Raw genomic sequence first — 20583 nt, 5'->3', positions numbered from 1 at the left:
AGGATTGAAAATCCTCGTGTCGGTGGTTCGATTCCGCCTCCGGGCACCAAGTACTACAAGCCTCGCAGTCAAATGTGGGGCTTTGTTGTATCTGGGGTTTAATCACTCGCTCCTCTGGTCGGGCGCGTCAAAAATAGTCCTGCATCCCCCTCTTGCTGCAATTTACAGTTTTCCTATTAGTAATCATTTATTAAACATTATCATATAGCCTCCTTAATCTAGCTTCATAATTGCCCCAATTTCCGGGAACACCTCTGTTGGCTACATGCGTATGCACAAGCAGGATTGAATGTGAGACGAAGGAAATCCCTGATCTTAGATCGCTATAAGTGCCTTTTTTAATTCTTCAGGTCACGCAGGCAGTGCCTCCTCGCAAGTTGAGTTCGCGTCACTACAAAAGTTTATTTCTACATAATGGCCATTGCTGGTTATAACATTTTGATATTGCCAACCATAGTGTTGGACAAGGCGCGCTGTTAACTCCAACCCTAAGCCAAACCCGAGTTCATCGCTTGTTTGTGAACTTGTCATATTCTGGTTGGTAATCATAAGACAACCGCCAGACTGTTTAATAGTAACTGTGCCTTCACTGGTGTGTTGTAACGCATTTCTGATTAAGTTTGTCAGAATAATCCGGCACAGCGCCTCAGGCAAAAGGTGTGTGGTTTCATCTGTTTCAATCGTCACTTCAACCATTTTCCCATTGAGCAAGTACGATAGTTCTTCTAGTAGTTGTTTAGACAATAAGCCGATCGCAACCGGTTTAACGGGCATGAATTTGTTTGACTGGCGGTTTAGCCATAGCAGTGTTTCGGTCAGGTCTGTCATGGTAAAACTGGCCCGTTCGATACGGTCGAGCACTTGAAGTTGCTTCTCCTGACTAATGTTTTTCAACATCATTTTACGTAGCAATTCGGTATTGGTGCGCGTTACGGCAATAGGGGTTCGTAGTTCATGGCTTGCGTAGCCTAAGAAACGCTGCTCTCGCTCTAAGCTCTCTTGCACTGAGTGCAGACTTGATTGCACCATCGTTGCCAAGCCATTGAGCTCACTATAATAAAAATCAGGAATGGGTTGTGAAAGCTGCTCTTTATTTAACTGTGTTGCCCACGCTATTAATTTCTCAACGGGGCTAGCCACATTACGCAAGATAAAATAGGGAACCAAAGAAAACAGCGCAATCGCGACTAATGCTATTAAAATAATGTAGAGAAACTCAGGCGGAGGGCCTGCTGTTAATCTTGTATTTTTTTCACTGGTAAACATTGATGATACGTAACGTACTTGCCCATCACGATTGATCTTCATCACAAAATAACCGGCATTTGGTTTAGCAAATAGCGGATTGCCGTCAATATGCTTTAGTAAGTCACCTTCGATGAGCTCATGCTCTTTTAGGTTGGCTTTTATGGACGCAGGGAGATCATCCCACTGGCTGGCAACCACAAAGTCATTGATTGTTACCGGATTACCGTTCGATACCGGCTGTTTATAAGCATGTGATCGCATGGCACCACTCATGGAGAAATCAATGCCCGCAAAAAAGTAGTTAATACTCACCACTGACATAACCGAAATTGTTACCACTCCCGTCATAATCATCATGGCAAAAAAGTACAGTTTCAAACTCGGCCTGATCTTCATCCCTGACGCTCATTTTTTAATACAAAGCCACGTCCGACAAGGGTGTGGATCAATTTACTTTCTGAACCATTATCTACATGGCCATCTAAGACTTTTCTTAAATTAAACATGTGTACTTTTAAACTATTACTGTCAGGTTGTTCGTCCCCCCAAACACTTTGTATTAGCTTTTCTCTGGAAACGGGATTCGGGCTGGCCCTCATTAAGATTTCTAAGATCTTGAAACTCGTTGGTGACAGCTTTAAGGGGGTAGAGCCCCAAGAAATGAGTTGCTGCTGAGAATCTAATTCCAAACCACAGACGGTTAGTTTCGTCACTTGTCCACTTCGTCTGCGGGATAACACTTGAACCCGGGCAATAAGCTCCTGCATGGCAAAGGGTTTAACTAAATAGTCATCAGCGCCTTTCGAAAAGCCTAACAGTTTATCATCGAGGGTATCCTTTGCCGTTAGCATGAGAATAGGCACATCTATCCCCTGAGCTCTGAGTGATTCACATACTTCTAATCCATTCATTTTTGGCAAGTTCAAATCTAAAATTGCCACATCATAATGATTTGATTTAATCAGGTTTAAACCCGACAGGCCGTTGGCCGCGCGGTCACATTGAATATTCTCAAGCTCAAAGTAATCAATAACCGCGGTCGCCAAGTCAATATCATCTTCAACTAACAGTAACTGCAACTTATCTAAACCCATGATTGCCTCTCACTTTTTTTCTAATATTGCATCTGATATAAATAAAATAACAATAACCAGGTTAAAGCATGGTTAAGGCATAGCCAGGGTATGACTTAGGAAGCAATTAACAAGTTTGCAACGTTAACCAGACTTTAACCTCCCTGATGATAATTTGTCCTCCATATTGTTACGAATCCCCTGGAGTGACGCATGAGTATGCCAAATACATTCAGTTTAAACGCAATAAAATTTCGGCTAAGTACGTTTCGCTTTACCAATAAGCATTTATTAACGTTGGCCTACCTGGTTCTGCTGTTATTACCATTTGTCGTCGCTGAAAGTTTAGGGATGCTGTTTGAAGGTGTGTACAACAGCGTACTGAGTGCATTGAACCTTATAGCTATGATGGCGTTTTTTGTACAATTTCCTTTGGCGGGTCGTCTCAAACATGTGCCTTTGTTTGCCAATATAGACTGGAGTATTGCTAAACATAAAAAAATAGGAAAATACCTCGGCGTGTTCTTCTTTTTACATCCGTTATTAATCGTAGCGCCTAAGATGCTGTTGTCATTTGATGCGTTAAGTACAAGCATCATTAGCATGATTACGTCGTCACAGCTTCTTACCGGATTGATTGCCTGGGTGGTCATGGGCGTATGGGTGTTGATGTCAGTATATAAAGACAAACTCAACATGCGTTATGAAACCTGGCGACTATGGCATGTCATCGGCTTAGTCGTGGTGGCTACGCTGGCCACATTGCATATCACCACTGTGGGTAGCCACGGACAATATAACCAGGAATTTAATCTCATCTGGTGGTCGCTGTACACATTCTCAATGATGATCGTTATTTATAACTACCTGATTAAGCCGCGTATTATGCAACGTCAGCCATTTGCGATTACGTCCATTGAAAAAGTGAGTCCATGCGACTGGCAGCTCACCATCGAATCAAAGTCAAAGCAAAGATTTGCTTTTGAAGCAGGTCAGTTTGCCTGGATCAATACCAGCGGCTCGGCTTATAACCTTGAGCAACATCCGTTCTCGATTGCTTCTGTGCAGAATAATGCGGCGCAATTGTCTTTCATCATTCGGGAGTTAGGGGATTACACCTCATCGTTAAATCAACTTGAAATTGGGCAGACGGTGTTTGTTGATGGCCCATACGGAAGCATGAGCTTAGATCAGAGTCGAACATCGCAAGGTATTACTCTCATCGCCGGTGGTGCAGGCATTGCGCCGATGATGAGTCTTTTAAGAGGACTAGCCAGACAAAATGATACCCGACCTATTCGATTAATTTATGGCAACCGAAGCCTGGAAAGAATGGTATGCCTGGACGAACTCATGGCACTTGAAAAGTGTATGGCCAACTTCAAACTGCAATTGGTATGTCAACAGCTTGAAAACGTGAAAGATAAGCTACGCCCTTATGTACGCCAGGGGCTGATCACCCAGTCAGAAATCGACGCGAGTTTCACTGCAGGACAGCAGCAGAATTGGGCTGTTTATCTCTGTGGCCCAACAGCAATGATAGACGCAACAACCAATAACTTAAAACAGCTCGGCCTGGCGTCAAGCCAGATCCATTTTGAACAACTTGCCTATTAATGAGGAGCATAAGATGCCTATTAAACAAATCTCGGGCTGCATTGGTTGTGAAGCCTGTGTAAAAAGTTGCCCAACAGATGTGATCCATATGAACAAAACGACCAATAAAGCAGAAATACGTTATCCGGAAGATTGCCAAATCTGCCATTTGTGCCGCCTGTATTGCCCTGTAGGCGCAATAACAATCACCCCTGAAAAACATATTCCTGTCATGGTGTCCTGGAGATAATAATGAAATCAAAACCAAATTTATCTCGTCGTTATTTTATGGGAGTTGCAGGCGGAATTGCGGGCGCAGCTGCGTTAGCAAACTTTGCATTTGATGCCCCGGCAATAGAAAACAAGCCTAAGATAGACGCTTCAGGTTTCACTGAAGAAAAACGAGTGCTTGATGTGCTGGTGATTGGTGGTGGTATGGCTGGATTATTTGCGGCGGTGAAAGCTCATGATGCCGGGGCAAAAGTATTAATGGTGTCGAAAGGGAGAATCGGCAGCTCCGGTCTGACGCCGTTTGCCAAAGGCATCTTTAGCTATGACAAAAATAACGCTTCTATGAGTATTGATCAGTTTGTTGAAAAAGTCTCAGAATCGGCGATTCAAACCAATAATCCTGTTTTTACACGCCAGTTAGCAGAGCATTCATATGCCCGCGTAGAAGAATTAAAAACATGGGGATTTTTTGACTCTCCATTGTATAACGAAAGCTTTATGCGACCGATAAATGAGCGCAACATTGGCGTTGAAGAGCGCATCATGATTACACATCTGCTTAAGCAAGATGGTCGCATCATCGGTGCTTCAGGCTTTAGTTTGGACGACAATAAAATCATTCACTATCACGCTAAGTCGGTGATCTTGTGTACAGGTTCTGGCGGCTTTAAGCCCAGTGGTTTTCCTGTTTGTGATTTAACGCACGATGGCACAATCATGGCTTATAAAGCAGGTGCAAAAGTGACAGGCAAAGAGTGGAATGACGGGCATCCTGGTTCAGCTACCAACTCGGGTTCCAGTTATGACAACTGGCATGGTCAGGTTGAAGAAAAACCCTCAACTACCTCTATAACTATCAATCATCATCTTGGTATGGATTTAAACTACCAAGGTTATATATATGGTGCTCCTGTGACTATGGGCCCACCCATGAGGCAAACTGAATCAGAACCTCAACCATTACAAGGTGGGCCGTTTACCCCTGAGGCATTCAGAATGACTTCACCTCCGCCACCCCCGCAAGAGGGGCTGTTACGAACACTTATTTCAGGTAAAGGACGCTCTGGGCCTCCGGGCATGGGAGGAGAGCAAGTTGGCGGCTCGAGTGCCGGAATGGCGATTCACAAAGCTGAAGGTTTGGTGCCGATTAATGAACAGGGCCTATCGACCTTACCCGGCTTGTACGCAGCAGGAGATGCATTAGGCTCATATATGTCGGGTGGAATTTATACCCAGATTGGTTCATCACTTGCAGGCTCAGCAGTACAAGGCGCGATTGCCGGAGAAGCCGCCGCAAAAGACAGCCTTAACCTAAAGCTGAGTATAGAAGTAACTCAGCAATACTCTGATACGGTAACTGAAGAGATACTGGCACCACTCAAACGTCAGCGAGGCTACAGCCCTGCCTGGGTCACACAAGTACTACAAAGTGTGATGATTCCTAATTTTGTACTTTATATTAAAAAAGAGCGGATGATGCAGGCGGCGCTGGCTTATGTGGAAGAGCTACGTGAGCATCATGTCCCTATGTTATTGGCGAGCGACCTGCATAGCTTACGTTTAGCTCATGAAACTGAAAATATGATAATCACCGCTGAGATGAAACTGAAAGCATCCATCATGCGAACAGAAAGCCGCTGTAGCCATTACCGCTTAGATTGCCCCGATATTGACTACAAAAACTGGCAAGCGTGGATTAACATTCACCAGGATGAAACGGGCAAGATGCAACTTGAAAAACAGTCATTTGATAAATGGCCGGCGTTTAGCTGATAGTGTTTACCGTTATTAATTTTAGTTCGTTTGAGTAAAGAAGGGTTTGAACAAGCCGCTTCAAACCCTCCGTTTCTTGTTTTCGATGTGCAGCAATGATACCCGGCGAACACGCCTCATCTGCTGAAACCCAGGCAGCATATTTTCCTGATTTTATTTCTCAGACATTGCAGAAACACAGATGCAGGCTACTCTTTAATAATTGCGCATAGCTTTAAAGGCTGTTGCTGATGTCTTTATTTAGTAGAACAAGGATGACTCTGTGCCGTGGAATATTACTAACGACAAAGACGCTGGAATTGTTTGTATAACGTCGGGTTTGAAAGCCTATGCCCAACCATAAAACATGAATGCCACAACGGAAAAAGGCCCGGAAGCAAATAATGCAACTGCCTCACCACATCTCAGACATTCGCTCACTGCACTCGTAATTGTAAGCTTCGCCGCTGGCCTGAGGGTATGGCCGCTACAAGCGTTTGAGTCGGAATTAGCCTGGCTGACATTCTATCCTGCGGTGATTACCGCGGCCCTTTGTGCCGGACTTTACTCAGGATTGCTGGCAACCGTGCTGGCTTGTCTCACTGTCACGTTCCTGTGGCAGTTATTTGCGACTCAGCCTTTTATTGAGAATCGCTTTGATCTTCTGGAGATGGCCATTTTCGCCATCACCTGTGGTTTCATTTCGTACCTTGTCGAAACCGTGCGGCGTACTCAACAGGCACTCGATCAGGCTGAGTCTGTCTCCAGGGCCAGTATCAAACGTGAGCAATTCATCAAATCCATTATTGATAGTATGCCAAGTATGATCGGCTATTGGGGTAGTGATTTACGCTGTCGCTATGCTAACCATGCCTACCGCGAGTGGTTCGGGAAGCCGCCCGAGGACATTATCGGCATTACATTCCAGGACTTGGCTGGCGAGCACCTGTTTGCTCTGAATGAGCCGCATATCCGCCGCGCTCTGGCCGGCGAACCGCAGCGCTTTGAACGGATTCTGAACAAAGCCAACGGAGACGTAGGGCATATTATCGGACATTATATTCCCGATTTTGAGGCCGCTGGTACTGATAACGACAGTACAGTCAAAGGATTTTCAATTCTGGCCAGCGAGGTGACTGTCTTCAAGGAAACGGAGGCGAAACTTAAACTGGCCGCATGTGTCTTTGAGAGCACGCTTGATGGTGTCCTCATCACCGATGCCGATGGGGTTATTTTGTCGGTTAACCCAGCCTTCACTGAAATAACCGGCTATGCGGCGGAAGAAGCCGTCGGACAGAACCCTCGCATGCTGCAATCTAACCGGCACGACCAGGTATTTTATGCATCCATGTGGAAGGACATTAAAACTAAGGGACGCTGGAATGGCGAAATATGGAACCGTCGTAAAGACGGCGATCTTTATCTGGAACGCATGACCATCAGCATGGTTCGCGACGAGGACGGCGAACCTATTCGCTATGTATCGGTGTTCAGCGACATTACAGCTCTTTGGCGTAAAGATGAATACATAAAGCACCTGGCTTTTCACGATGCCTTGACCGATTTGCCAAATCGCACCTTGGTAACCGATCGGATAAACCAAAAGCTTCTGCATTACAATCGTGAACAGTGCAGTCTGGCGCTGATGTTTCTCGATCTTGACGGATTTAAGCTGGTCAACGACCAGTTTGGCCATAACGTCGGGGACGACCTTTTAAAGGAGATAGCGAAAAGACTCCTGGCCCTGATACGAAAATCAGATACTGTCGCCCGCGTCGGCGGCGACGAATTCATGTTTATCTTCGACAACCCGAAAGGAAAAGACGAAATTGATTATGTCGCTAACCGTATTATCAGCTCGATTAATGAACCTATTGAGATTCTCGGTAACGTACTCCAGATAGGAGCATCCGTTGGCATTGCGATCTTCCCCGCTGACGGACATACCTGCGTTGAGTTAATCAAGAATGCCGACACGGCAATGTATGCTGCCAAACGCTCGGGCAAGAATAATATTAGTTTTTTTTCGCCTGAGAATGATTTTACACAAACGTGAACATCAACGAAGAGAAGTGGTTAATTAATTAGCCGGGGTGCAGTAACTCTCAGCTCTCATAACAAGCTGCCTACGGGTCTGTTCCGATAGTCAAAAATCACCATAATTTCTCCACATTTGTGCGATACACTAACCAGTAATTTATGAACCAGCGTACGAGACGGGGAATCTGGGAGACATGGCGCCCCGATACCACATAAAAAAGGAAGGCCGGTGCGATCCAGAATATTTATTAAGCTACTGCTAACGCTATTGGCTACGCTTGCCGTAACTGTGGTGCTGATGTTGGTTGTGGTAAACTGGTCTTTTCAGCGTGGTTTTGTCGCCTATATCCAGCAAGGTGAGACTGAACAGGTCACCGGGTTAGCCGACTTATTAAGCGAACAATACGCCAAACAGGAAAATTGGAATTTTTTACTCAACAGCCGCGGTCGCTGGCCACAAATTCTGGCATCAGCAGGCATCGAAATGCCACCTCCTCCGCACGGTTCCTCTCCTCAACGAACGCCTCAACGAGAGCCTCCGGGCGAGCAGTTCCGTGAGAGCGGCCAGCCCCTACATGATCAGCCTGCACTCAAGCCAGTCGAACGCTCGTCAACTGACTGGCCCGCGGCATCGGCACCTTTAGCCCACCGAATCAGCGTTATTGATGTTAATCGCAAACCGCTGCTCGGACCAAAAACTCTGCCTGATAATACACAGTGGATACCGGTTCAGGTTGAGGAAACTACCGTGGGCTGGTTAGGCTTGCAACCCATCGATATGGTCACTGACCAGCTCGCCCGTAGCTTTATCAACCAACAGCGCTACAGCTTTGTTTGGGTCGCCGTTTCAGTACTGCTACTGTCAGTATTAGTTGCAGCGGGTTGGGCGCGCTGGTTTTTACGCCCTATTCATAACGTTATTCAGGGTGCGAAACAATTATCAGCGGGAAACTACGAGGCCCGCGTGCAGGTAAAAGGGCATGATGAGCTGGCCGGACTGGCGTTGAATTTCAATCAGATGGCCAAGACCTTACAACGTAATGAACAACTTCGTCGCCAGTGGGTTGCCGACATTTCGCACGAGCTACGCACGCCAATCGCCGTTCTCAGTGGAGAAGTCGAAGTGTTACTCGACGGTATTCGCAAGCCCACCCACCAGCGGATATCCTCGCTCTATAACGATATTCGTTCGTTGAGCAAGCTGGTAGACGATCTGCACCAGCTTTCGCTGGCCGATCAGGGCGCCATGGAACTCTTGCTTACCGACGTGGATATCTATGCTATATCTCATGATCTGCTGTTGCTGTTTGAGCCCCGTATGCAGGAACACGGTTTAAAACTCTCTTTAGATGCCGAACCCTCTCATAACCTCTCGGTCATCGGTGATGAGCGTCGACTGATCCAGTTGATCAGTAATCTGTTAGAAAACAGCCTGCGCTACACCGATAGCGGCGGAGAGGTTCGCATTCAAATATCCACGACCGGGAATAAACTCACTCTCTGCGTTTCGGATTCGACACCAGGGGTTCCTGAATCTGATCTAAGCAAGATTTTTGACCGCCTCTACCGCGTTGATAAATCACGCAGCCGTTCTGTGGGCGGTTCGGGTCTGGGGCTTTCGATCTGCAAGACAATTGTCGAAGCTCACGAAGGACAAATCGTTGCCAAAAATGGGCCACTAGGCGGTTTGAATATCATTGTCCAATTACCGTTGAGCACAAGCCTGAAAGGTTAATGCGATGAGGAGTATGGTACGTAACTATGTCAGCCACCACTAAAACAATTCTTATTGTCGAAGATGAACATAAACTGGCCCAGCTTCTTCTGGAATATATGGAAATGGCCGGGTATCAGGCCTATTGCCTTCATGACGGTGATCAGGTGATTCCCTGGCTGAATACTCATCAGGCCGACTTGCTGATCCTGGACCTGATGTTGCCGGGCAAGCATGGGGACGTCCTGTGTCGTGAGATCCGCCGCTATTCTGATGTGCCGATTATTATGGCGACCGCTCGCGTCGAAGAGGCTGACCGGCTGAAGGGACTGGAGATCGGGGCCGATGATTATGTCTGCAAACCCTACAGTCTGAAAGAAATGGTCGCACGGGTTAAGGCAATCCTACGGCGTATGGACTCGAATTCATCGCAAGGAACCCGCCAACAGAAACTCAATAACCTGTTCGACGTCAATCCGGCGAAGATGAGCATCTCTGTTTATGACCAACCGCTAGACCTGACCCCCGTTGAATTCAGGCTCCTGGAGCATTTCATCACCTACTCAAACATCGTATTTTCGCGCGACGACCTGTTGAACGTTATCTATGATGATTACCGCCTGGTTTCGGAACGCACTGTCGATAGTCATATCAAAAACCTGCGTAAGAAAATTCATCATCATGTACCTGATCGTGAACTGATTCGGTCAATTTATGGTGCCGGTTATATCTTCGAAACGGATGCCAGCAGCAACTAATGCCTTCTGCGTAGCACCTTCAGTATCTTTATCCTCCTCGCACATATACGGTTCCACATTTCCTTCACATTCTCAGCGATCTTATTAGTTATTCTGATCTCAAATCAATGTCAGGAGATACAAAGATGATTAGTGGAATATCCGGTGCCTCAATGGCGGTCTTTCAGACTCAATCCAGCAGTAATTCTTCTTCACTGACTACCGATCAGCGCCAGCTGATTGAGGATACACTGGCTGAATTTAATGTCGACCAACTGACAGAAGCTGACGCGCTTTCCATTACCGAAACGTTTGCTGATGCGGGCATTCAACCCGGCCGTGAGATGACCCAAGCCATATCTGATGCGGGATTTGATGCCAGAACAATCGGTGATCTTGCCGGCGTTGGCGGTCCTCAGCAGGGCGGGATGCAACAAGGAGGCACACCTCCTCCACCGCCACCCCAAGGATTGAATATCAGTGATGAGATGCTGCAGTCACTGAACGACCTGCTGAATGACTACTACAGCGGAGACCTGACAGAGGAAGAGCAGGCATCGACACTTACCTCGATCACCGACATCCTCAAGGAAACCGCACCTGAAGGCGGGCTGATCAATGTGACTGCATAATTCAGAGACGACAGTTTAATATTGAAAGCGGCCAAATGGCTTTCCAGCAACATTTAAAAGATCGAAATACCGATAAGGGCAAATGTGATGAATAAACAAAAAATGCTCGTACTGACACTGGCTACGGCTTTGTTAGGGCTAGCACCAACGATCAGTTTCGGCGCAGAGAATTCGGGACAGCGTGGCCAACACCAAGGGCCGCCTCCCGAAGCTATTGAAGCGTGCAAAGACAAGCAGGCAGGCGATGAAGTGGGCTTTACCGGACGCAAGGGAGAAACACTTGAAGCCATTTGTCAGGAGCGTGACGGTAAGTTAGTGGCTATGCCAACATCAATGCCTGATCACGGCCCTCGTCAGTAGCCACAAGATCCATTCAGCGCGTTTGCGCCGATAAATGAGTTTGAACATAGCATTCAAGTGAACCTGAGTACTGATATGCTCAAACGCTATTGCTTGAGACACTGTACTAAATGACAGGTACCTGACGACTCAGACAATCTAATCGGCGCTATATTGCAACCGTATTACAGCATTACCGGTTTCAGGATAAATTGGCTCACTGATAAGACTTACCACGCTTCAGCGGTAAAAGTCAGAGAGAACACTTCCGACTTTTCATCCATCGGCCTTCAAAGCACGTTCGTTATCAACTACGGCTATTACATCTTTTAGTTTCAGCAACACAGCACTAAACAGGCATCTCTTTCCGATCCCACGCAAACACCTTACCACTGCCCTCTTTATCGAGACTATCGATAACCTTTAGCAGCTAGCTGGCTGATTGCTCTGCTGTAAATAGTTTGCCCGCCGGTACATTTTTCTGAATTGGCTGAGAAAGTGAAGTATTGACGGTACCCGACTGCAGGCTTCTGATACTTTTTTCAGGTATGAAGTGTTCGCCATGCAGTACGCCATGACAGACTATCCACGCTCAAAGAATGACAGCTAATTCCTCAATACGCGTAATAATATTATGATTTTTGTCACCTATATTTAAACGGGAAATCCTTTATTTATGCGTATTGTCGGCTACACTTTTTTTAGTTTTAAAAAGAAAATAAATGGTTCGTTTTATTGAAGTGAACTCAGTAGGCACATTTCAAATCCGGGTCTGCCTCCTGTTGATGTGGGTAAAGAGCTCTTCGTGCCACTTCATGCCTCTTCATTTATGTGGCATCAGATTGCCACAATGACCAGATCCAGGCGTTTATTAATTTGCGCATCATCTACCCAGGTTATGCCCTGTCACCCTTTAAAGAGAATAGTCTTTTATGTTTAAAGAAAAAATCAAACAGTCACTCATTAATCTCGCGACCGTGTGTCTGATGGTTTTTACAACAGGTATGTCGGTTGCTTATGCAGAAAACAATACACCTCTTTTGACCGTACTCAATTGGTCTGAGTACATCGATCCTGAGGTCGTTTCAGCATTCGAGGCAAAATATAATGTCAAAGTTCATGACGTTTATTATGAGAACGACGATGAGAGGGATAAGTTTTTGATTCAGACAGGTGGCAGTGGCTATGATGTCGGGATTGTCAGTGGTGTTATGTTGGAAACTTATAAAAAGAAAGGCTGGATTGATTCAATCAACCAACAGAATGTGCCTAACCTGCAGAATATCGATGCCGCTAAAAAAAATTCTCATGAAGGGGCGAATGGCTATAGTCTTCCTTATGCGTGGGGCACCCTGGGGATTGCCTATCGGGCAGATCTGGTGAAAAAACCAATTGAAACCTGGATGGATCTGTTTGAGCCTGAAGCGGAGTTGCATCAAAAAATCGTGATGATTAAGGGCGCAAGAGAGTTACTTGGTACTGCTTTAAATGCAAAGGGCTATTCTGTAAACAGTATGAGTAAAAAAGAGTTAGCCGAGGCAGAAGCGTTACTCTTGACTCAAAAACCGCATGTCTTCAGATATGGTCATATTGAGCTAGGTGCTGAAAGTGTATTAGCCACGGGAAAAGCACTGGCGACCATTACGTATAGCAGCGATGCACTGGTCTTAAATGAGCTAAACCCCAATATTAAATATGTCGTGCCTAAAGAGGGCAGTACTGTTTGGGTCGATCATTGGGTGGTCTTTGCAAAATCAGCCAACAAGGCGCTGGCGCATCAATTCCTTAATTTTATCAATGAAGCGAAAATCGCGGCACAAAACGCAGAATACCTTTATATTGCAACGCCAAACCTTGCGGCCGCAGAGTTTCTTTCAGAGGAGTTTCTCGAAGATTCAATAATCCACCCGCATGCAGAACAATTAAAGAATTTGGAAGCGTATCACCAGCTCCAGGGCAGAGCGTTAAGAACGCGTAGCCAGATTTACAATCGGGTTTTGAATTAACGAGCCTGATTGGTAATGAATCAGCTACGAAGCAAATTGTTGGCGTTAATACTGCCTATGGTGATAGTGCCTATCATGCTGTTTGGTTTGATTTCGAGCCAGCGAATAGCGAGCATTGCACATGAGAATATTGAAACCCATATTCTCAACTATGCCAGTCAAACGCAGCGCCTGATAGAAAATCTTTTATCTGTTGGCCAGTCAAATCTGGAACTGTTTGCACAGCATGACCTGATCACTCAGTATGCACTTGCAGCGGAAAACGAACGCTATAACCTATTGCACCCTATTATCCTCAATACTTTTCACGCGTTTCATAATGCTTATCCGGAATATTCGGAGATTCGCTTTATTTTGCCGGATGGTTATGAAGATGTCCGTTATTCAAATAATAGCCGGAATATAACCGAAGAAGAATTGAATCACCCGGCGATTCAGCAGTTAAATCGACTAGGGGTTAACAGCACTTTTTTGTTTAGCATCAATCCAGACAACCAACAGCCTGTTGTATATTTTGCGCGCAACATTATCTTAAATGACTTTTCCAAGGACGGTTATGATAAAAAACCGCAATTAAGAGGTTATCTGCTATTGACGACTTCTTTAGATGAGCTGCAGCAGCATCTTAATAGAATGGCTGCGGATTCACAGATACAATTTATGATAGTTGATCAGCAGCATGATCCGCTGCTGATTTCACAATTGACAGACAATCAAGATTCAGCCATCGGGTCCTGGCCTGTTGAACGATTAAAGCACACGCTTAAAAACTTATCCTTTATGACTAACGATGCCAAACAATACGATGAACTGCATGTAGAACTTATGCGGGTCGTCTATGATATTAAAGCGTTGCCAATGGATAATGAGTTTCTGCTCATCGCTGCTTACCCGCAGTCACTGTATTTACAGGAAGGCTCGCAGCTTCAAAAAGGTTTATTAGTATTGGTTGTGTTGTCTATTCTGATACTGTCTTTTTTTCTGATACTTGGTCTTAAACGCTTTGTATTGTCGCCGCTCGCTATGCTCAATCACGCCACGCAGCGGATCGGCGAGAACAATCAGGAAGTTATTATTCCTGTCAAAACAGCAGATGAACTGGGCCTGTTAGCACGTTCGTTTGAAAGCATGAATAAAAAACTTTTATTTGCAACAAAGAATCTGAAAACACAGGCCTATACTGACAGTTTAACCGGCTTACCTAATCGCCTGATGTTCCATGACTACCTGGGTCGATTATTGGCACGCTCTAAACGAAATAATAGCCAGTTCGCCTTACTATTTATCGACCTGGATGATTTTAAAGTCGTGAATGATAGCCTCGGACATAACATGGGAGACATCTTACTAAAAAGCTTTGCCCAGCGGATCAGTGCTTCGATAAGAGTGGAGGACTTTATCACCTCATCTCTTAGCGAGGAGGCTAACGATTTTATTGCCCGATTGGGTGGCGATGAATTTATTGTGGTGCTACATGATGTCAAAAAAAGTAATGATATTACTGTCGTTGCCCAGCGGATTATTCAAGCGCTCTCCCAGCCCATTATGCTGAATGATTATGAACATTATGGCTCAACCAGTTTAGGTGTTTCGGTTTATCCGCATGATGGCCATACCATGGAGGGCTTGATTAAAAATGCGGATATCGCCATGTACCATGCCAAAGCCCTGGGCAAAAATACTTTCCAGTTTTACTCTAAAGAGTTGGGGGAAGAGCAAGAGGAAATCAATCGGCTAGAAGCAGAGTTGCGCAAGTCGATTCAAGCCAAAACGGGCTTACAATTGCGCTTTCAACCTAAAATTGCACTTAATCCGAATCGCGTTGGTGGGTTTGAAGCGCTGATTCGTTGGACATTGGAAAACGGGGATACCGTCAAACCCGAAAAAATGATCTATGTGGCAGAACAACGAAATCTGATTGTGCCTTTAACCGAATGGATTGTGGATGAGGCTTGCCGGCAAAATGCCTTATGGCAGAAAAACAACCTGATTAAGGTACCGGTTGCGGTCAACTTTTCGGGTACCCATATTGTGCGGGAAGACATCAGTGAAATGATTGTATCGGCATTAACACGGCATGGATTGAAAGCTGAATATTTTGAAGTAGAAATGACTGAATCGAGTGTAATCGACTCGTCTAAAGGTATCTTAGAGAGTTTAGAAAAAATTCGTGCCTTGGGCATGAGCATTGCGGTGGATGATTTTGGAACCGGGTTTTCATCCTTAAGTTATTTATCAAATTTTCCGATTACTACCGTGAAGATTGATCGTAGTTTTGTGAATAAAATTAACCAGGGCAATCACTCGGCCATTGTAACCGCAATTATTCACATGTCGCATGCGCTAGGGCATAGCGTCGTTGCAGAAGGGGTTGAGACCCAGGAGCAGCTGGATTTTCTGGTGCAGGAAAATTGTGACTACATCCAAGGATTTTTCTTTAGTAAACCTTTGCCGGCTCATGAGATAGAAGCCTATTTAGAAAAATTCTCCGCTTAAGGGGGCGAACCACCCGATTAGAAATATAAATTCCTATTCCTATTACTATTCCTATAATTCAAGCGTCTTACCGCTCAGGACGGACCCATGCCATAAGGCCACCCTGAGACTAAGATCACATCATTGCATCAAACTATTTGTGACAAACTATTTGTGACAATATCAGATTTAAGCCATATTTTGTTTGATCAGCTGATGCATCATATCAATATGCATCTGGCTGTCATTTAAGCAGGGGATGTAATCGTAGGTCTCACCGCCGGCATCAATAAAGTAGGCTCTGTTTTCAACCTCTATCTCTTCAATTGTTTCCAGGCAGTCAGAGGAAAAACCCGGACAGATAATAGCGACGCGTTTCACGCCTTGCTCCGCTAGCGATTTAAGCGTGACATCTGTATAGGGCTGCAACCATTTTGCCTTACCGAATCTCGACTGAAAACTGCTGATAACATGCTCATTATCTAACCCTAATGCCTCAACCACTAAGCGAGTCGTCTGCATACAAAAACAATAGTAAGGATCGCCTTGTTCAAGATAGCGCTGCGGCGTGCCATGATATGAAAATATCAAGCGTTCGGGCATGCCGGACTGCCTGATATAGTTTGTTATCGACTGACTGATAGCGTTTACATATTCAGGGGTCTGGTGATAACCATTAATAAAACGGATGGAGGGAACCCAGCGGTAGCTTTGTAATTCTCGCGCAATGGCGTCAAAAGTAGAACCTGTCGTAGCAGCGCAGTATTGTGGATAAAGCGGCAGTACTGTTATATCACGTACATTTTGTTCAGCGAGTGATTTGAGCGCACTTTTAATCGACGGGTTTCCATAGCGCATTCCTATCACCACCGGTAACTGCCCTTCAGCATACTCAGTATCGAGCTGCTGCTGTAGCGCTGCTCCCTGTCGCTTAGTGATAGCTAATAAGGGAGAACCTTCATCTGTCCATACTGATGCATATAATTTAGCTGAGCTTTTAGACCTGAAGGGTAAAATAAATAGGTGTAAAATCATTAGCCATAGTAAACGGGGTATCTCAACCACCCGATGGTCACTTAAGAACTCTTTAAGGTAGCGCCGTAATGCGGTTGGTTCAGGAGCATCGGGTGTGCCGAGGTTAACCAGTAATATACCTTTTTTAGGCTTAGGGCCTTTGTGCTCATATTCTGTCTGACCTTGAAAGCTCATGTGGTTCTCTTTATGAAAGGTGAAAAGTTAAAGTGAAGAATTAAGGTGAATAGTTAAGGTGAATACTAAAACAAAAAGTATCAGCTGGATAAAGATTAAGCCGGTATCTCTTTGCCGTCCCACGCAAACACCTTGCCACTGTCTTGTTTATCGAGATTATCAATAACCTTTAACAGGTAGCTGGCCGACTGTTCTGCTGAGAATAATTTGTCTGACGGTACATTTTTCTGAAATGGCTCAGAAAGTGAAGTATTCACAGTGCCCGGATGCAGACCGGCAACTATCAGATCGGGGTAACGCACGCGGCATTCAATCGCCAGCCCCTTTAACATCATATTCAACGCGGCTTTACTGGCGCGATAGCTGTACCAGCCACCAAGGCGATTATCGCTGATGCTTCCAACCCGCGCAGAAAGTGCTGTAAAGGCGGTCTTGTTATTTTTATTCATATAGGGCAAAAAGTGTTTCGCTACTAACATTGGCCCGAGTGTATTTAACTGAAATACCTCTTCAAAGCTCTCAGGCTCAAGGCTTCTGATACTTTTTTCAGGCGTGAAGTTTTCGCCATGCAATACGCCGGTTGCCACAATAACTACGTCCAGGCGGGTTTTACCTAACGCGGCAGCTGCATCGGCTATGCTCTGTTCGTTAGCATAATCCAATGGCGAATAACTTAGATTTTCAATAGCAGACAGCGCATCCGGACAGGTTCTTGAATAGGCGTATATATAACCGATACCAGGCATATTGGTTAACTGCTGAATCAATGCCTGGCCAATGCCGCCGGTAGCGCCAATAACGGCGACTTTAAGCGACGCATCCTGATTATTAAGCAACCCCATATTATCTACTCTTGTTGATTATTCAGATAGTGTGCAAACAAGGCATGCACGTTGACTGACGCATTCAATCGCGCCGCCATCAGATATAAACCTGCCATTTTACGATGTAAAAAGAGCACATCGGGCGGCGGTGTATGCCAGGCATCAGGGTCGCCACTGACGCTTAAGCCGCGAGCCTGAATCCGTTTCGCCAGATCAGATTGTCCAAAAGCATAGTCACCGTTATAGCGCAGCGGTTCTGCCGCCATCATAAAGATATCTGATACCACTTCCCGGTTAGCCACTTTCATACCGTTCTGAAAAAAGCCTAATTCATGCAATGCTGTATCTAACGCTTGTCTGTCTTGTTTAACGGTAGCACACATCGCATTTCGGTATTTCTGTACAAAATCCGGATCAAAAACCCTGACCGCACCAAAATCTAATAATACCAGTTTATGCTGGTCAGCCTGATAAAGGTAATTCGCCAGATTAGGATCGGTTTGTACGCATTTAAAATCGAATAATTCAGCAAAAAAAAGGCTGAAAATCAATGACATTATATCTGTGCGCTTCTCAGCAGACATCGAGCGCAGAACATCCAGTGAATCCCCTGCAACATAGTCCATAGTTAATATTTCAGTGGTAGAAAGGTCGGCATGAAATGTCGGTACAATCAGATCAGCATTGCGCTTAAAAGATTGCAGGTGCTGCCGATAAGCATCAAGGTGAGCGCCTTCGGCCAAGTAATCGGCTTCCTGTTTCAATTGCTGGCGAGCTTCATCCAGTATCGGCTGCAAATCCAGTGTTTTAGGAATAAGCCCCGTCATACGTAACAAGCTGTAAACGTTATCGATATCGCTGTCGATACTTTGACGCACGCCGGGATATTGCACCTTGATGGCCAGATGACGGCCTTGTGTGCAGGAGGCTTCGTGAACCTGCCCTATCGAGGCCGCGGCCAGCGGTTCAAATGAGAAACGACTGAAGCGCTCATTCCAGTCTTCGCCCCAATGACGCTCCAGTACCATCACCAGTTGCGACATCGGCATAGTCACGGCATCGGAGCGCAGCCGTTCCAGTATCGAAGCGAGTTCATCGGGCAGCAAACTCCCTGAATCCATCGACAACAACTGCCCCATTTTCATCGCCGCTCCGCGCATGGTGGACAATTTATCAGCCACCTGATGAAGGTTTTTTGGCGTTAGCAGCAGATCGGAGATAACCGGTTTTTTACCCTGAACCAAGTGCCTGCCACCTTCCAGCACAACATTACCGGCAATCCGTCCGGCTAATGATCCCATGCGTGCCAGACGAGACACTCTCGATTGAGGTACTGCCGCGCTTTTTCGGTTTTGTGAGTTACTCATCAGCTACACCAGCGGGCAGATGCTGTTCAATCATGTTAACCACTGTCGGATCATTCGGTATGATATGACTCTTAAAACTGGCCAGCATATTTCCATCCGGAGCAATCAAATATTTATGAAAGTTCCAACCCGGATACTCACCTGCCATTGCTGCCAGTTGCTGATAAAATGGCGATGCGTTTGCCCTGGCTGCATGAATCTTTTCAAACATCGGAAAATTGACACCATAAGTTAGCTGACAAAAATCTTTTATCTGCTTTTCGCTTCCGGGTTCTTGTCCGGCAAAATCATTGGAAGGGAACCCAAGTACAACAAACCCCTTATCCTTATAGCGTGAATATAGCGATTCCAGGCCATCATACTGAGGCGTAAACGCACACTTGCTGGCGGTATTCACAATCATGATCAGTTTTCCGCCATAGGCATCACACAAATTAACCTGCTGCTCTTGCCCCAGCTTCTTGAAGTTGTAGTTTAAGGCCTGCATCAGCTCTGCAGAACATGCCTGCGAACCCACCTTGATTTCCTTCTGGGCTGTTGAATAAGGGGATAGCGTTAACATCGCAAGCAACATTAAGATGGGCAATGGCATGATCCATTTCATGTGAGTCTCCAATGAGCGTTTTCAGGACTTATCCCCCTTCTACGTCATCTGTGACAGATCGGATCTGATAAGGATCTACTAAAGTGTAAATTCTGAAGATAAAAATCATAACCCACTTACGGGAGTGGCCCCTGCAGAGCCACAGAAACAACTTATCCGGCCAGGTTCTCTGTACGCGAATGGCAGATGGTTACTGTCGCATTGGCATTCAACAGCATAGCGGCCATCGGTTTACCCAGAATAGGACTGCGCCCCAACACCACAGCATGCATTAGTTTTCATCTGCACATAGGTTGCAGAAGAAGGGTCATCACCCACTATAAATAGTGACTAAGACAGGTTGTAACCTCCGGCATCCTGCCGGTTTTTCACAGCGGCTTGCAATGGTTGCTCACAACTATTAGCCAGTGCCTTCCCATCCAAAATCACTGCAGACATCAATCAAACCTATCATTATTCTTGCTATAACACTTATAAAAACTTCTCGAGAAATTTCTTCGCTTGGCGGCCGTCAACTGGCCGACAATTCATTTTGTATTCCTCGATCATCGGTTAAATTTTTCATGCAGCTCTTTCAGTGCCGCATGGGAACAAGCAGCCTGAACTACTGATTGGCGAGGGTTCAGGCTTTCAGGATCTGATCGCCAATCCGCTCCAGAGACTCAACAACCAGTGTCGGTGTCACCTCCCAGTCATCAAACAATGAGGATTCACTGCGCTTAACCCACGCGGCTTT

At 45.6% G+C, this 20583-nt stretch carries 16 protein-coding genes and 1 pseudogene; 10 read left to right on the top strand and 7 right to left on the bottom strand.

From position 1 onward, the window contains the following. Positions 1 to 351 precede the first annotated feature (351 nt). Both ABY436_RS12485 and ABY436_RS12480 read right to left on the bottom strand, forming a co-directional pair. On the bottom strand, positions 352 to 1626 hold the full coding sequence (locus tag ABY436_RS12485) for a sensor histidine kinase (RefSeq protein ID WP_372739297.1): 1275 nt from the start codon (positions 1624 to 1626) through the stop codon (positions 352 to 354). 14 nt (positions 1627 to 1640) lie between these two features. Next, a complete protein-coding gene (locus ABY436_RS12480; RefSeq protein ID WP_372739296.1) occupies positions 1641 to 2342 on the bottom strand; it encodes a response regulator transcription factor in 702 nt (233 codons plus the stop codon). Positions 2343 to 2534: 192 nt separating this feature from the next. Between ABY436_RS12480 and ABY436_RS12475 the strand changes: the two genes are divergently transcribed. The 10 genes from ABY436_RS12475 to ABY436_RS12430 all read left to right on the top strand — a co-directional run bounded on the left by ABY436_RS12475 (position 2535) and on the right by ABY436_RS12430 (position 15864). Then, positions 2535 to 3938, top strand: coding sequence for an FAD-binding oxidoreductase (locus ABY436_RS12475; RefSeq protein ID WP_372739295.1), 1404 nt, complete (start codon positions 2535 to 2537; stop codon positions 3936 to 3938). 13 nt (positions 3939 to 3951) lie between these two features. After that, positions 3952 to 4167 carry a ferredoxin family protein gene (locus ABY436_RS12470; protein ID WP_372739294.1) on the top strand — a complete coding sequence of 72 codons (216 nt, stop codon included), beginning with the start codon at positions 3952 to 3954 and terminating at the stop codon, positions 4165 to 4167. 2 nt (positions 4168 to 4169) lie between these two features. Next, on the top strand, positions 4170 to 5921 hold the full coding sequence (locus tag ABY436_RS12465; RefSeq protein ID WP_372739293.1) for an FAD-binding protein: 1752 nt from the start codon (positions 4170 to 4172) through the stop codon (positions 5919 to 5921). A 346-nt stretch (positions 5922 to 6267) separates the two neighbouring features. Then, positions 6268 to 7956, top strand: coding sequence for a diguanylate cyclase domain-containing protein (locus ABY436_RS12460; protein WP_372739292.1), 1689 nt, complete (start codon positions 6268 to 6270; stop codon positions 7954 to 7956). Positions 7957 to 8169: 213 nt separating this feature from the next. Further along, positions 8170 to 9675 carry an ATP-binding protein gene (locus ABY436_RS12455; RefSeq protein WP_372739291.1) on the top strand — a complete coding sequence of 502 codons (1506 nt, stop codon included), beginning with the start codon at positions 8170 to 8172 and terminating at the stop codon, positions 9673 to 9675. A gap of 26 nt (positions 9676 to 9701) precedes the next feature. Continuing rightward, positions 9702 to 10412 (top strand): response regulator, encoded by a 711-nt coding sequence (locus ABY436_RS12450; RefSeq protein ID WP_372739290.1) that lies wholly within the window; start codon positions 9702 to 9704, stop codon positions 10410 to 10412. A 125-nt stretch (positions 10413 to 10537) separates the two neighbouring features. Then, the gene (locus tag ABY436_RS12445; RefSeq protein WP_372739289.1) at positions 10538 to 11023 is read left to right on the top strand and encodes a hypothetical protein; all 486 of its coding nucleotides are present in this window, start codon (positions 10538 to 10540) and stop codon (positions 11021 to 11023) included. Between the two features lie 87 nt (positions 11024 to 11110). Next, positions 11111 to 11383 (top strand): hypothetical protein, encoded by a 273-nt coding sequence (locus tag ABY436_RS12440; protein ID WP_372739288.1) that lies wholly within the window; start codon positions 11111 to 11113, stop codon positions 11381 to 11383. A 911-nt stretch (positions 11384 to 12294) separates the two neighbouring features. Further along, positions 12295 to 13368: a spermidine/putrescine ABC transporter substrate-binding protein gene (locus ABY436_RS12435; protein ID WP_372739287.1), complete on the top strand. Its 1074-nt coding sequence runs from the start codon at positions 12295 to 12297 to the stop codon at positions 13366 to 13368. Between the two features lie 15 nt (positions 13369 to 13383). Continuing rightward, positions 13384 to 15864: an EAL domain-containing protein gene (locus tag ABY436_RS12430; RefSeq protein WP_372739286.1), complete on the top strand. Its 2481-nt coding sequence runs from the start codon at positions 13384 to 13386 to the stop codon at positions 15862 to 15864. A gap of 168 nt (positions 15865 to 16032) precedes the next feature. Here the strand turns inward: ABY436_RS12430 and hemH are convergent, their stop codons facing one another. The 5 genes and pseudogenes from hemH to ABY436_RS12405 all read right to left on the bottom strand — a co-directional run. Then, positions 16033 to 17052 carry a ferrochelatase gene (gene hemH / locus ABY436_RS12425; protein ID WP_372739285.1) on the bottom strand — a complete coding sequence of 340 codons (1020 nt, stop codon included), beginning with the start codon at positions 17050 to 17052 and terminating at the stop codon, positions 16033 to 16035. A gap of 95 nt (positions 17053 to 17147) precedes the next feature. Beyond that, the gene (locus ABY436_RS12420) at positions 17148 to 17894 is read right to left on the bottom strand and encodes an SDR family NAD(P)-dependent oxidoreductase (protein WP_372739284.1); all 747 of its coding nucleotides are present in this window, start codon (positions 17892 to 17894) and stop codon (positions 17148 to 17150) included. 5 nt (positions 17895 to 17899) lie between these two features. Continuing rightward, positions 17900 to 19243 carry an ABC1 kinase family protein gene (locus ABY436_RS12415; RefSeq protein ID WP_372739283.1) on the bottom strand — a complete coding sequence of 448 codons (1344 nt, stop codon included), beginning with the start codon at positions 19241 to 19243 and terminating at the stop codon, positions 17900 to 17902. Further along, complete coding sequence (locus ABY436_RS12410) at positions 19236 to 19847, bottom strand: glutathione peroxidase (RefSeq protein WP_372739282.1); 612 nt, start codon at positions 19845 to 19847, stop codon at positions 19236 to 19238. Before ABY436_RS12410 ends, ABY436_RS12415 begins: the two co-directional genes overlap by 8 nt. Positions 19848 to 20008: 161 nt before the next feature. Then, positions 20009 to 20116, bottom strand: a pseudogene (locus tag ABY436_RS12405) (bifunctional 5,10-methylene-tetrahydrofolate dehydrogenase/5,10-methylene-tetrahydrofolate cyclohydrolase); the annotation flags it as partial. Positions 20117 to 20583: the final 467 nt, after the last annotated feature.

The organism is Neptunomonas sp. (genome assembly GCF_041601355.1).
Taxonomy (GTDB): domain Bacteria; phylum Pseudomonadota; class Gammaproteobacteria; order Pseudomonadales; family Balneatricaceae; genus Neptunomonas.
The sequence above is the reverse complement of the archived record's forward strand: the minus strand, read 5'-3'. Positions and strand labels throughout refer to the sequence as shown.